11 protein-coding genes are annotated in these 13,923 nt (G+C 47.6%); 6 read left to right on the top strand and 5 right to left on the bottom strand.

All coding sequences use genetic code 11. The annotated features are described in order from the left end of the window. Positions 1-42: 42 nt before the first annotated feature. The 4 genes from KJS69_RS08735 to KJS69_RS08750 all read right to left on the bottom strand — a co-directional run bounded on the left by KJS69_RS08735 (position 43) and on the right by KJS69_RS08750 (position 4,054). On the bottom strand, positions 43-981 hold the full coding sequence (locus KJS69_RS08735; RefSeq protein ID WP_213583342.1) for a DUF4367 domain-containing protein: 939 nt from the start codon (positions 979-981) through the stop codon (positions 43-45). After that, a complete protein-coding gene (locus KJS69_RS08740) occupies positions 968-1,540 on the bottom strand; it encodes an RNA polymerase sigma factor (RefSeq protein WP_213583343.1) in 573 nt (190 codons plus the stop codon). Before KJS69_RS08740 ends, KJS69_RS08735 begins: the two co-directional genes overlap by 14 nt. Positions 1,541-2,510: 970 nt before the next feature. Beyond that, complete coding sequence (locus KJS69_RS08745) at positions 2,511-3,284, bottom strand: epoxide hydrolase family protein (protein WP_249730436.1); 774 nt, start codon at positions 3,282-3,284, stop codon at positions 2,511-2,513. 323 nt (positions 3,285-3,607) lie between these two features. After that, complete coding sequence (locus tag KJS69_RS08750; protein WP_213583344.1) at positions 3,608-4,054, bottom strand: MarR family winged helix-turn-helix transcriptional regulator; 447 nt, start codon at positions 4,052-4,054, stop codon at positions 3,608-3,610. 139 nt (positions 4,055-4,193) lie between these two features. On the opposite strand from KJS69_RS08750, the gene KJS69_RS08755 reads away from it, so the two are divergent. From KJS69_RS08755 to KJS69_RS08765, 3 genes are all read left to right on the top strand, one after another. Continuing rightward, positions 4,194-4,709 carry a shikimate kinase gene (locus KJS69_RS08755; RefSeq protein ID WP_213583345.1) on the top strand — a complete coding sequence of 172 codons (516 nt, stop codon included), beginning with the start codon at positions 4,194-4,196 and terminating at the stop codon, positions 4,707-4,709. A gap of 107 nt (positions 4,710-4,816) precedes the next feature. Next, positions 4,817-6,886, top strand: coding sequence for a thioredoxin domain-containing protein (locus KJS69_RS08760; RefSeq protein WP_213583346.1), 2,070 nt, complete (start codon positions 4,817-4,819; stop codon positions 6,884-6,886). 206 nt (positions 6,887-7,092) lie between these two features. Beyond that, complete coding sequence (locus tag KJS69_RS08765) at positions 7,093-7,965, top strand: sugar phosphate isomerase/epimerase family protein (RefSeq protein WP_213583347.1); 873 nt, start codon at positions 7,093-7,095, stop codon at positions 7,963-7,965. A gap of 610 nt (positions 7,966-8,575) precedes the next feature. Here the strand turns inward: KJS69_RS08765 and KJS69_RS08770 are convergent. Beyond that, positions 8,576-9,514 carry a stalk domain-containing protein gene (locus KJS69_RS08770; protein ID WP_213583348.1) on the bottom strand — a complete coding sequence of 313 codons (939 nt, stop codon included), beginning with the start codon at positions 9,512-9,514 and terminating at the stop codon, positions 8,576-8,578. A 726-nt stretch (positions 9,515-10,240) separates the two neighbouring features. Here KJS69_RS08770 and KJS69_RS08775 point away from each other — a divergent pair. From KJS69_RS08775 to KJS69_RS08785, 3 genes are all read left to right on the top strand, one after another. After that, complete coding sequence (locus KJS69_RS08775) at positions 10,241-12,610, top strand: helix-turn-helix domain-containing protein (RefSeq protein WP_213583349.1); 2,370 nt, start codon at positions 10,241-10,243, stop codon at positions 12,608-12,610. Positions 12,611-12,730: 120 nt separating this feature from the next. Then, entirely contained in the window at positions 12,731-12,934 is a 204-nt protein-coding gene (locus tag KJS69_RS08780) for a hypothetical protein (RefSeq protein WP_213583350.1), read from the top strand. 152 nt (positions 12,935-13,086) lie between these two features. Then, complete coding sequence (locus KJS69_RS08785; RefSeq protein WP_213583626.1) at positions 13,087-13,902, top strand: ABC transporter permease; 816 nt, start codon at positions 13,087-13,089, stop codon at positions 13,900-13,902. Positions 13,903-13,923: the final 21 nt, after the last annotated feature.

Below are 13,923 nucleotides of genomic sequence, written 5' to 3' on the forward strand. Positions count from 1 at the left end.
AGGATATAGGCGATCCGGGACGATGTCCCGGATCGGATCCCTTTACTCAGCAGGAATCGCTCTCTTGGCAAATTCGATGAGCTGCTGTTTAGTTGCTGCAGTGCCAGTAATCATGTATTCCATTGAAACCGACTCTCCGTTATCTACCCAGAGCAGTCCGGCTTCAGAATCGGAACTGTAGTAATAGGCTTCTGTTCCATTCACGTTGACAATGGCATCCTTTGATGGCTCCATGTCGAAGAAACGGGTGACCGTATTCTTCTCAGAATAGGATACATTATAGCATATATCCTGTTCGCCATTCCTATAGGTTAAGGAGGCAGAGGTGATCTGGCCGACTGGCTGCCGCGTGGAATAGGCATATTCCAAACCATCGGGCATTTGGGCAAAAATAAAGCTGTTCCCATCCCCATCACTGGGCAAATAGTTCAAATAAATTTCGGCGCCCTGAAATTCGTAGCCATCCGGTACATCTATGGAAAGACGGCTATTGGCAAGTGGTCCTCTAAGCGCGGTTTTGAACGAATTCCAGTCCTCGTATTTCACTGGCGCTTGCGTCCACAAAATTTGGTCCGTAGTCCCTTGCTGCACCTCTTCTTTGCTGCCAAAATAGACAACGGCTGATTCACCCGGTGCCAGATTAGCCTTCACTTCCGCCAACACCCGTGTTTGTTCAGCAGGAATGGAAAGCTCCGTTTGCTTGATCTCCATCACTGTATTACCCGCTTTATCCCGTAAATTGAGCCATTCCTTTGCCGCATAAGTAAAGCCGCTCGTCAGCAAAATGATGCCGATGACAACCGCAACCCTTTTTACGGATAGTATCGGAGCCTTACGGGGGGCATGCTGTGAGCTCCCCAATTGCTCAATTTGCTTCATTATCTTATCTGAATAGTCCCTTCTCGGGTAATATTCTGTGTTTATCAAGCTTTTTAGCCGGCGAATTTCGACGGTTTCCTCGCAAGAATCATAACCCTTCATGGATTAGCCCCTCCATCTCTGACCAAAGCGGTTTTAACTTCTTTTTGATTCGTTCGTATTTTTTGCGTGCAGTTGCGGCCTTACAACCTATAATTTGACCGATTTCGTCAAAACTTCGTTCATCGATTGCCCTTAACAAAATAAGGTTTCTTTCTTCCGATGACAGCCGACCGAGCATTTCTCCAACAACATCGTTATAATCTGTCTCGAACTGGGTATGGAGTTGCTGCAGCCGATACAATCTTAGAACCTTGAACCAGGAACTTCGCTTTTTAAGCACATTAATACAATGATTGTAGGCAATTTTGTATAGCCAGGCGGTGAAAGAAATGCTGCGGTTATACTTCCCGATGTGCTGATAGCATTTAATCAATACTTCCTGCACCGCATCCTCTGCTTCTTGCCGATTGCCGAGCATGTGATAGCAATAAATATCCAGCCGAACCTGGTAATGATTTACCAATAAACGGAATTGTTCACTTTGTCCTTCTTTCATTTGTCTGACGATAAGCTCAATATCCGCATGGGATAATGAGGTTCCATCCGCTTCTCGATCCATATGCGCTCCTTTCTGTTGCCGGGGCCCCTTCAACACCCTTTATAACAAAAGAGACAGCTGTTTTGTGACATCATATCCGATTTATTTTGAAATTAAAATAGAAGACTGCTTCCAAAAACTTCTGCAAGACATAGAAGTAGGACTGTTCTCTGAACAAACGGGACAAGAGTGGAAAAAGTCTGCTGATCTTTTGACCCCGAAAACTTATAATAGAGATTAATACTGTAAGACGGAAGTCTTTTTAACCACATACAGAATATAACTCCACTTTCTCAGGGCGAAAATCAGCTTGAAATCTTGCAGGGACTGGAGCGCGAAGAGATCAGGGACCTTACTTTTTTTCGCCCAGGGGAAGGGTAACGTCTAACTGTATTTTGTGTAGGTAAGTGGAAGCGAATGGGGCAAGAGAATCGATCTAGCTGTATTTTATGTAGATAAATGGAAGAAAATGGCGTAAATGGACTAGACTAGATGGAAAAACTGCATTTAAAAAGGCGGATTTTTGCGAATATCCCTCTTTTTTCCCAAAATAGATGGAGGTTTTCCATTTAGATCTCGTTTTTAACCTCAAACAGAGCAAACTAACTGTATGAAATCCATCCCAAGCTGCGAGTAAACTGCGAGTAGACTGTGCGAGTAGAAAGCCAACGTGGTGGTATTAGCCAGTCTTTATTCTAATTGCGACCATTTAGCATCTATGCCTATGTTTTATTGGAGTAAAAGGAACCGTTTATCCAGGGGAGATGTAGGGTTAATTAGTGTGCCATGGATGGGAGGGAGGAATAGCCCCATTTATTCTGACATAACTAACTGGTCAATTTTCTATACAGGTGTACAAAAAGCCGCTTAAATGCGGCTTTTTATACTTTCGATATAAGTTGGAATGAGTAAGCAGAATATTCCTGCACGATTCAGTTGAAAACCTGACCCTGGTCCTCACCGGCGTCCGCGGAAAGTTCGGCGCAAATCCTCAACCCACTAGTACGGCGAGATGCGATGCAAAGCGACGATCAAGCTCCAAAATCTTCGACCGGATACTCTCGGGGATATTGTCGGGAAGAGGACGGCCTCCGGCAAAATCCCAGGCGCGATCCCCGTTAAAAAAGCTCAGCTTTAGAGCAGAGCCGATATGAATGGCGTAAAGCTCGTCACTATATTTGTGTCCCAGTTGACCGGTCACGAGAGCGCCTACATCGCATCCACCTGCTGCGTATTTATCATAGCCGAGTGTATCGGTCATAAGTGTATGCCAGAGATCGGCTATTTTCCAAAAGTTCATATCCGGGTGGTTTGTAAGTGGTGTAGAAAATCCGAAGCCAGGCAGTGAGGGCACGATGACGTCGAAGGCATCAGCCGGATCTCCCCCGAATGCGCCAGGGTCCGCTAGCGGATCGATGACCTTGGACCAATGCCAGAATGTCCAAGGCCAGCCATGGGACAGGATTAATGGGATGGGGTTGGGTCCCTTGCCTGCTTTGCGCATAAAGTGGACAGAAACTCCGTCCACATTTACTTGATAGTGTTCGTAGGCGTTGATCGCCTTCTCGGATTTGCGCCAGTCAAACTTGTTAATCCAGTAGTCGACAAGTCCTTCAAGATAGTTCCGACTAACGCCGTAAGACCTGTCATCATTACCGGCATCGAGAGGCCATCTAGTGGACATTAGACGATTATGAAGATCAGCAAGCAGCTCATCTGATACGTAAATCGGACTGGGTTCAAGTGCGAATGACGCTGATGTCATAAGTCTTCCTCCTTGTACTAATGGAATTACTAACTGCTTCGGCACTTAACGAATCTGTCTTGTCACAGCGGAATGGTGAAATTATATCACAAACTTATATAAGTTTTTAATATAAATTGGTAATATTTTTCTCCAAGTTGCACTGCAGCTTTGATCCTGGGGTATACGGAGATTCCATGCCAAAACAGCGACCTATCCAGTCCATTTAAATTCTAAATCGATGTTACTGTGCTGGCGATCAAATTTTCTTTGTTCACTTCCTTGTATTAGTTTGTTTCGTTCGTCATCCGGGTATGAATAACGGAAATGTAGTCGGACTGTGACTACGAATCGTTTCCCAATTCGACCAGACGCCTCAATGCGGGTATGGCGCGTGCAATGGCCTGCTTTTCCTCCAGAGTGAGTCCTTCCATGATTTTCGAGAGCTGCGCCATGCGATCCAAACGGCGCGAGTCAATTACATTAGCGCCCGCTTCGGTTATATGCACTAGAACCACACGGCCATCGTTCGGATCGGATCTGCGCTCGACGAGCCCGTCCCGTTCGAGCCGTGTCACCAACTGTGTAATGGCCGACTGCGTAACTTGCTCATTAGCTGTCAACTCTGTAAGCCGCATGGGGCTCTTGCGGGACAAGGTGTGCAGGACGGAAAGCGTAGTGAAGCTTAGTTTTTCAATGGACGGCAACCGAATAAGTATCCTCGTCAGGTCTTCGATCACCAGAGTGAAATCGGCAACATTCAGATCATTAGTATAAGTTTTAGGTTCCATGTCACAATTATATCACCAACTTATATAAATATAAGGTCTAACGTGATCAAGTTTGATTGCACTATAATTTACAGAATTAATAAATGCTTGTAATATTATGTAAATGATTAAAATTGTTTTAACAAAAGTGAGGAAGAACATGAATATAGTGCTTGTAGGGATGTCTGGAGCTGGCAAAAGCACTTTAGGTATATTGCTTGCAAAAGCTCTGGGGATGGATTATGTGGATACAGATATTGTTATACAGCAACAGGAAGGCAGGTTGTTACAAGATATAATTGATCATGATGGTATCGAAAAATTTATGGAAGTCGAAGAAAAAATGGTGTCCGAATTACAACTTGTAAATTGCATTATATCTACAGGTGGAAGTGTTATCTATTCGGAAAAAGCTATGACTGCCCTTAAACAGGGGGGACAGATTATTTATTTACATGTCCCCTATGAAGAAATCCAAAGGAGACTAACAAATATTACAACCAGAGGCATTGTAATAAAGAAAGGAAATAGTCTTAAAGACGTTTACGAGGAAAGAGTTCCTTTGTACATTAAGTATAGTGATAAATATGTTGATTGTTCCAATAAGGATATAGAACATTGTGTCAGTGAAATTATAGAGAAAATACAAGAAAGCGATAATATCTCTCAATGTTAATGCATTAAATGATGAATCTAAGGGACTCTAACATTTTGTTAGTGTCTTTTTTGTTTCCAAATGGGTAAAATTAACATAAACTATTACTAAGGAGAAGAGATACTTATATGGATTTAAAAGAAGGGCACAGGCCAAACCGTTTGATAAAAGAAAAGTCCCCTTACTTATTACAACATGCTCACAATCCCGTAGACTGGTTTCCTTGGTCGGACGAAGCTTTTGTAAAGGCCAAACGAGAAAATAAGGCTGTTTTCCTGTCGATCGGTTATTCAACATGCCATTGGTGCCATGTGATGGAGCGTGAATCTTTTGAGGATGAAGAGGTTGCTAAGGTTTTAAATGAACATTTTGTTTCAATTAAAGTGGATCGGGAGGAAAGGCCGGATGTGGATCATCTGTACATGACCATCTGTCAGGCTATGACAGGGGAGGGGGGCTGGCCGCTGACGATCGTGATGACCCCGGAGAAGAAGCCTTTCTTCGCAGGAACGTATTACCCGAAGCACCGGAAGTACGGGAGACCGGGATTGATCGAGATTCTGGGGCAAATTGCCGAGAAGTGGCAAGAGGACCGGGAAAAAATTACAGAGATCGGCGATCAGGTTGTGGAAGCGGTGCAAAGCCGGATGCTTCCGGATGCTCAAGGGGAAGTTAGTGAACGGTTAGTGGAGCAGGCTTTTCACATTTATAGGGAAACGTTCGATTCCGAATACGGAGGCTTCGGCGGTGCCCCGAAATTTCCGACATCCCATAATTTATCTCTGCTGCTCCGGTACTATCACCGGACAGGCCATGAGCAAGCTTTGCAGATGGTGGAGAAAACTTTGGACGCGATGTACAGAGGAGGTCTGTATGATCATATAGGATATGGGTTTGCCCGTTATTCGACGGACGAGCAGTGGCTGGTGCCGCATTTCGAGAAAATGCTGTACGATAACGCGCTACTGGCGATGACCTTTTTGGAAGCCTATCAAGTGACGGATAATTCCTTCTATTCCGATGTCGCAGAGGAAATCTTCACTTATATTCTAAGAGACATGACCGACCCGGATGGGGCGTTCTACTGTGCAGAAGATGCCGATTCCGAAGGAGTTGAGGGCAAATTTTATGTCTGGACGCCGGATGAAGTCAAGCAGGTTCTCGGAGAAGAGGAGGGAACGCTGTTTTGCGAAGTATTCGATATTACGGACAAGGGGAATTTTGAAGGGAACAGCATCCCGAATTTGCTTGGAATGAGCCGCGATTCCTTCCGTCGGCTGCAGCAAATTCCGCCGGAGGAACTGGAGCAGCGTATCGAGATGGCCCGACAGCGTTTGTTCGACCACCGGGAAGGCCGGATTCATCCGCACAAGGATGACAAAATCCTGACATCCTGGAACGGGCTGATGATTGCGGCGCTGGCCAAAGGAGCCAAGGCGCTGCAGAATCCGGAATATGCGAAGGCGGCTGAACGGGCGGTGAACTTCATCCTGTCCCGTCTGGTCCGGGAGGACGGTCGGCTGTTGGCCCGCTACCGCGATGGTGAGGCCGCCTACCCCGGCTATATCGACGACTACGCCTTCCTCGTCTGGGGATTGATCGAATTGTACGAAGCCACCTTCGATCTGGCTTATTTGCAGAAGGCGGTTCAGCTCAACGAAGACATGCTTCGGCTGTTCTGGGATGCAGAGAAGGGCGGCTTCTTCTTCTATGGAAGCGATGGCGAGCAGCTGTTTACCCGCCCTAAGGAAATTTACGATGGAGCCATTCCATCGGGAAATTCCGTCTCAGCGATGAATTTGCTCAAGCTGGCGAAATATACGTCCCGCGAGGAGCTGTCACAAAAAGCGGATGAGCAGCTTCGCGCGTTCACCGGAACGGTGGAACAATATCCGGCAGGCTATTCGCTGTTTGTGTCCGCCGTAGATTTCGCGTTCGGCCCCGGCAAGGAAATCGTTATTGCCGGTAATCCCGATGGCGAAGATACCCGACGGATGCTTCGCGCAGTGCAAACCCGCTATTCTCCCAACGCGATATCCATCTTAGTTCCAGAGGGAGAAAAAGGCGAGCAAGTGCGCGAGTGGATTCCGCTGGTGCAGGACAAGGTCTCTATTGATGGGAAGGCCACCGCTTATATTTGTGAAAATTATGCCTGCCAATCCCCGATCACCGACCCGGAGAAGCTGGAATGGAATTGATGGCTCTCTCTGAAATACTATAAATTTAGAAAGCTTGGTCCCGCCGCTACAAGAGAGGATTCCATAGACAAGGGAAGTCCTCTCTTCAGAATATTTAAAGAATGATGTGCGGGTTTGTATCATATTCTGAGAGTAACGCAAGAGGACATGGACAAGGGGTTGGAGACAGTCCGTGAAAATATGAGTTTGCAGGAGGTTATGCCATTATGAAGCTCGGTCTTAGCAGTTATAGTTTGTTAAAAGCTTTGAAATCAGGGGAAATGACCATCCTTGATGTCATCCAATGGATCGCTGACAACGGCGGCGAGCATATGGAAATGGTTCCATATGGGTATACCGTCGAGGATAATCATGACTTGGCGGATGCCATTCGCGAGAAGGCGGAAGCGGTCGGCATTGAATTATCTAATTACTCCATGCCCGCGAACTTTGTTCAAGAAACGGAGGAAGCCTTCGAGGCCGAGATGGCACGCGTCAAGGGACATGTCGATGTCGTGCATCGGATGGGAGTTAAGCATATGCGTCATGACGTAACGGCCTTTACTCTGCCGAAGGAAAAGATGACGATCGCATGGTTTGAGGAGAGCTTGCCGCTCATTATCCGAGGCAGCCGGATCATTGCCGATTACGCGGCGCAGTTCGGAATAACGACGACGATCGAAAACCATGGCTTCAGCGTGCAGGCGAGCGACCGCGTTCAGCGTGTCCTGCATGCGGTGGATCGTCCGAACTTCAAGACGACGCTGGATATCGGGAACTTCATGTGTGTCGATGAAAATCCGATTATCGGAGTGATGAAGAATCTGCCCTATGCGTCCCTCATCCATTTCAAAGATTTCTATTTCCGGCCATTCGACGAGCCACCAGGGGAGGGAGCTTGGTTCAGGACAGCTCATGGCAACTATTTACGAGGAGCGATCGTAGGGCACGGGGATATCCCGATCCGCAAAATCGTCAAGCTGATTAAGGAATCCGGATACGACGGATATATTTCAATTGAATTTGAAGGCATGGAGGAATGCAAGCTGGCCTCTAAAATTGGAATGGATAATTTGCGTCGCTTCTGGCAAGAGGCTTAATGCGTCCTGCATAGTGAAAGGAAGTACAAGAAGAGCAAATAGATATAGGCAGAATAAGGTCAGGTATGTCAACAGCCACTCCTAATAAAGCGGCACTCGGCTAACAGTGACAACTCGCATTAGCGATTATTTTCGAGAGTATCTGCAATCCTAATACTAATAATGAGAAGTTATCGGTATTTCACCTTTTACTCTGCTTAGAAATCCTGCAAACGCCGCTACAAGAGAGGACTTCCTAGATAAGGGAAGTCCTCTTTTCAAATCATGATTGCGGGAGTGAAAGCACGTCTATTACTTGTAATATGGTGTGATATGAGAAAAAAGCTGCGATCATACAGCTTTTTTGCTGCTGTTGGGCGTAACCAGGAGGTTTCCTGCGATAATACATGCTTTTCTCTTCTAAGCTCACTTACAGGCAGTTACGAATTAAAAATCCTGTATTTTTGCAGGCTTCTGCTCATCGCAACCGATTTCGACTGAAAAGGCTGTACTTTCGCAAGTATTTGAGTCACTAAGCCACGGGCAGTCTAAATTCCATTGGGATCGGTTAACGGTACTGAGCAGCTATCTTGCTTGGAACATACTTGCTCAGAGCTTACTCGCTTAGAACTTATTCACTCGGAACTTGCTCGCCGAGAGGCTCCAATTGGTTCACGGTCACCTCGATGGAGTGGTAGCCGCTAAACTCCCCTTTCCCTGCGCTTTCGAAAGTGGTGGCGCTGAAGTATTGTTCGCTGCCGGATGCCGTGCCTATAGCATCTGCGCTTCCCAATGAGCGTCCTTCGGCATCATAGAAGGTCAGCGTGACATCGTAGCGGTATCTTCCCGTCTTGTTCAAGCTGATCCATCCCTCCAGCATCGTATACCCGTTCTGAGTGAGGAATCGAAAATCTCCGACAGTCACGCTGTTGGTTGGATCGCGGTTCGTAACCGTGGGAGGAATCGGCTGCCCCATAGGCTGCGGTCCCACCTTTACCAGGGAGGCGAAGGCGTACCCGGATACATCTTGATCCGCGACTGCTTTGAAATCCTTGATTTGATCTCCCGGTGGATCGAAAGTCGTGCGGAAGGGAGCTTTCCCCATATAACGGCCTTGACTGTCCAGAAACCAGATTTCTCCGGTTACGTCGACCTCTTTTTCCAGATTGATGGTCGATTTTCTGGAATGGGCCATGGCCTCCCAATGCTGCTGCCCGACAAACAGCTTACCTTCGACGATGGTTTGATTTTCCTCTTTGGAAACTTGCAGATGACCTGCCCGAATTCCATTTTTGACGTTTCTCACCTGAAAATCCGAATCGATTTGGATCGTTTTGTCTTCATCGTTATAAGCGACGACAGCTCCCAAGCTCTCTGAAACATATCGGATAGGCACATAAGCATGGCCATCTACGTTCAAGGTGGAGTACCCTTCGGGTAATTCCTGCCGCTCTCCGTTGATTTCATATTTTACCGGAAACAGCACCGCTTGGATGGCGTCACCCGCGTACACGACTGAAGTTCCCGCAACCATCGCACCTAGCACGAAGCCTATCATATATTTTTTCACAATCTATCCCTCCCATATAAATTCTCCTACAGCTTCCTTGTGGCTATTTAATCTTTACTTCCACCTAACAACCATAATTAATGCTTCACATGAAAATACTCCAGCTGCTATCGTCTTCCCATTTGAATTCTTCATTTAACAATGATTTCCATAAAATTAGACGTTGGGGCAGGCTTAAAGTTGCTGCTTAAATGGGGAGTTATTCCTTAAGAATGCTGTGATGTCTCACGCTTATCCGACAAGTGATGCTGCGATAATCCAAGGTTCTGTCTGCTCCGTTTGGATCCTCATCTTCAGTTTTAATGGGCATGGCTAACTTGCTTATTGAAGGTCACGACTACCACGTGTTAAATGATATCGTTACTTTTGTAAAATATTCCCTTTAGGACAGGGCCTTACTATACTATAATTAGAAACGAATGAAAATCGCTTTTCGTGACTAGCACCTGCACAAATGATGAATGCGCTTACTTTTGATGGGAAGAAGAAGAGGAGCAGCATTAGAACCAAACAGTGGGGGCAGCAGAATTAGTAGAAGCAGCAATAGTAGCAGTTGAAGCCGTATTAGAAGTAGGAAGGAAAAGTAGCAGTCGAAGCAGCACTAGCAGTAGGAAGTAAAAGGGCAGTTGAAACAGCAGTGAAGCGTTGCAATGTTTTTCCTGCAAGATCATTTAGGTTTGGTTCATACATGATTACTTGAAAATTCATGGAAAGGACGAGAACCGGATGAGGATGAACGGTTGGCTGGATCGCTGGGAGGTGTCCGGGAAGCATCGGGTGTTTATCCGGCTGCTTATTCCGTACCTGCTCGTTATGCTTATCCCTTTGCTGCTGGGCTGGCTAGTCTATAACAAATCTTTGGCTGTGATGGAGAAGGAAGCGGTCAAAGGCATGCTGGGGTCTTTGGAGCAGAGCAAGCAGATTCTCGAGACGCGCCTGACGGAGCTCGATTCTATTATGCAGCAGTTGGTTTGGGACCCGAAAATTAATGGCTTTCGCAATGTGACCAAGCCGTTCCACGGGGCGAATACCTATCGTGTTTTAGAGACCCGGGGCTCCCTGTACGATCATTCGGTGACGAATAATTTTATTTTAGATTATTTTGTTGTGTTCAAAAACAGTAATCTGGCCCTTTCCGTGGGCCGCTCCTATCCGCTCCCGTACTTTTACAAGCATGTCCTGAATTATGATGGAATGGCTTATGAAGATTGGAGGGAACTGGTGTTTGGCGAGCATTTTGCCCGTACCGTCCTTCCCGCCCGCCCCGTTCTCTATGAAGGAAAATCTTACGAGATGGTGACTGAGCTTCAATCGTTCGGGTATCCGGGCAATGTTCTCGGCTCGGCGGTTATTGTTATTGACAATCAACAAATTCAGAAGCTGCTGGAAGGGCTGGATTTCAGCAGTGGAGGGTGGGCGGCGGTCGTTGACGAGGAGGGCAGCATGATTAGCGGATTGCGGATTCATTCAGAGGATCCTTTGCCCGTAGCTGCGGAAGAGCTGACAGACGGGAGAGGAGTCATTCGAACGACGGTCGATGCCACGAAAATGATGATCGCCTATACGACCTCCAAGTATAATGGCTGGACCTACATGGCTGCGCAGCCTGTTCATGCCGTATTGGAAAAAGTGAATTACATTAAAAAAACGACGTTCTTGCTCACCTTCCTCTTCTTAAGCTTGGGGGTAACCATCTCCTATGTAATGGCTTATCGGACGAGCAAGCCCCTAAGGACGATTATTCATACGATCCGGGAAAAAATGGGGTCGGACAAGGCCGCCGGCAAGGATGCGTTCCGTCTGATTGGCGATGCCGTGTCGGGACTGATCGAAGATAACCGCCAGCTTCAGGTCATGCTGAAGCGCCAGGCTCCGCTGCTTCGGGCTTCCTTCTTCGAACGGCTGCTTAAAGGGGAATGGATGAGCGATAAGGACGCCGAAGCTCATCTGCTCCACCTGGGAATCGACTGGCTCGGGAGGCCGTGCGTTGTCACGATTGTCGATCTGTCAGGCAGGCAAACGCCGGTGACAGAGGACTGGCTGGAGGAAACGGACGTCAACCGTATCTTCGTGAAGGAGCTGCTGCGGGATAAGATAGGGGAGAACGGCTATATGCATGATATGGCCGAGCATCAGATCGTCATTATCTATATGGGCGGGGAGGGGTGCACACTCGAATGCTGCAAGCAATGGGCCGCAAAGCTGAACGAAGCGGACCGGGCCATCATCGACAGGCTCGGGATAGCTCCGGTCTATGGGGTCGGGAATGGATATGACAGTATTTTGCAGGCGGCCCATTCCTATGAAGAAGCCAAGAAAGCTCTTCATTCCGCTGCTATTCGGCAGGAAGGCAAGACGATAGTATGGCATAGGGAGCTGACCGAGGAAGCGGGGTACGGCTATTATCCGGACAGTGTAGAGAGAAAGCTGTTTCATCTGGCCAGCGCGGGTGACAAGCAGGGGACGGTCGAGACGCTGGAAGGGGTGTATGAAGAGAACTTCGTGCGGAGAAGGCTCTCGCCGCCCATGCTTCGTCTACTGATTTACCAGCTATGGGGAACAGCAATGAAGGCAGCTGATCAAGTCTCGTTGTCGAGGGACGAAATCTTCGAGGCCTATCAGCTTTCTCATAGTCGGACCGAAGGCTTTGAAGGAATAACGTTCGCTTACCGGACGATATGCCGAACCTTCGAGAAGCTGTGTGACGAGATCAATGACAGGAAAAAGAGCCAGAATGTCCTCCTGCTGGAGAATATGCTTTCCTACATTCAAGCCTCCTACGGTCGATCCGATCTCTGTCTCGATGGAATGAGCTCGGATTTGCAAATGAACAAAGTGTATTTGTCCCAATTTTTTAAAGAGCAGACGGGCGTGAATTTCTCAGACTACGTGGAGCGGCTTAGAATGGATAAAGCGCGTGAGCTGCTGAAGACGACCGAGCTGCCGGTGAACGAGATAGCCGTTCAGACCGGCTATAATTCCGCCAACACCTTTTGCCGTGCGTTCAAACGGATCAATGGGTTAAGCACGACCGATTATCGCCGGTCCGCTTCGTTGTCATCCGCCTCGATAACGAGCAGACAGGCAGCAGACTGATTGATTATAGCTATATTGCGACCCGGCGGCGGCCCCCTTCTCACAGGAGCGAAGGGGGCTTTTTCTCATTGCCGGCTTAATCTTAACGATTGCATATAGCCGCAGGAGATGCACATTTCCATGAACTATCGCGAGGGAGGCCATCCGGAATTGCTGATAACGGCGGCGATTGGCAAGCTTTATCCTAACTCGTGCACATTCGCTCCTCCATTTCGTATTTACAGCTTCGGAAAAGGGATGGTACTTTGTGGAATAAGCTTTAGCCGCAAGTCGAGCAAGCCTTGCAAGCCGATTCCCGGCTCATTCGAAACAGGAAGGAGGTGAAAGTTCTGGAAGCAGCTAAACGACCTGTCTCCGCAAGACCGCGCAGCAGGGTGTCCGGTCCCACTCCTTTTCACAAAATAAAGAAGGGCTGGCGGCTGTATGCGCTTATCGCTCTCCCTGTCCTGTATATCCTCCTCTTTAAATATGTGCCGATGTACGGCGCTCAGATCGCCTTTCGTGATTTCACGGCGACCCAAGGCATCTGGGGGAGCGATTGGGTCGGTCTGAAGCATTTCATCCGTTTTTTTAACTCCTACGAATTTGGCCGTTTGATGATGAATACGATCCTGCTCAGCGTGTACAGCCTGCTGGCGGGGTTCCCGTTTCCGATCATTCTGGCACTCAGTCTCAACTATGTCAAAAATGTGTTTTTCAAAAAATCGGTACAAATGATTACCTACGCCCCGCATTTTATATCCGTAGTTGTCATGGTCGGGATTATTCTCGAAATGCTTGATCCGCGGCACGGCATCGTCAATCAGCTCCTGACTATGCTGGGAATGGAGCCGATCCATTTTATGAGCCGGCCTGAAATGTTTAAATCGATCTACGTCTGGTCGGGAATTTGGCAGAATGTCGGATTCTCCTGCATCATTTATTTAGCCGCATTGGCGGGGATCGATCCATCGCTCCACGAGGCGGCCGTCGTAGACGGAGCCAGCAAGCTGCGCCGAATGTGGCACATCGACCTTCCGGGCATAATGCCCGTCGCTATTATCCTGCTCATTCTGAATACCGGACAGATGCTTGATGTCGGCTTCGAAAAAGTGCTGCTGATGCAAAATCCGTTAAATTTGCGCACGTCCGAAGTGATTGATACTTATGTCTACAAGGTCGGATTAACGTCCCAGGCTATGAATTATTCCTATTCCTCAGCTATCGGCCTGTTCAAGTCGGTCATTAATCTGATTCTTCTTGTCGCCGTCAACAAAATCGCACAAAAAACGAAGCAGGCCAGCTTATGGTAGCTCATGACGGAAAGGAGGGCA

It is taken from the genome of Paenibacillus sp. J2TS4 (genome assembly GCF_018403245.1).
Classification (GTDB): domain Bacteria; phylum Bacillota; class Bacilli; order Paenibacillales; family NBRC-103111; genus Paenibacillus_L.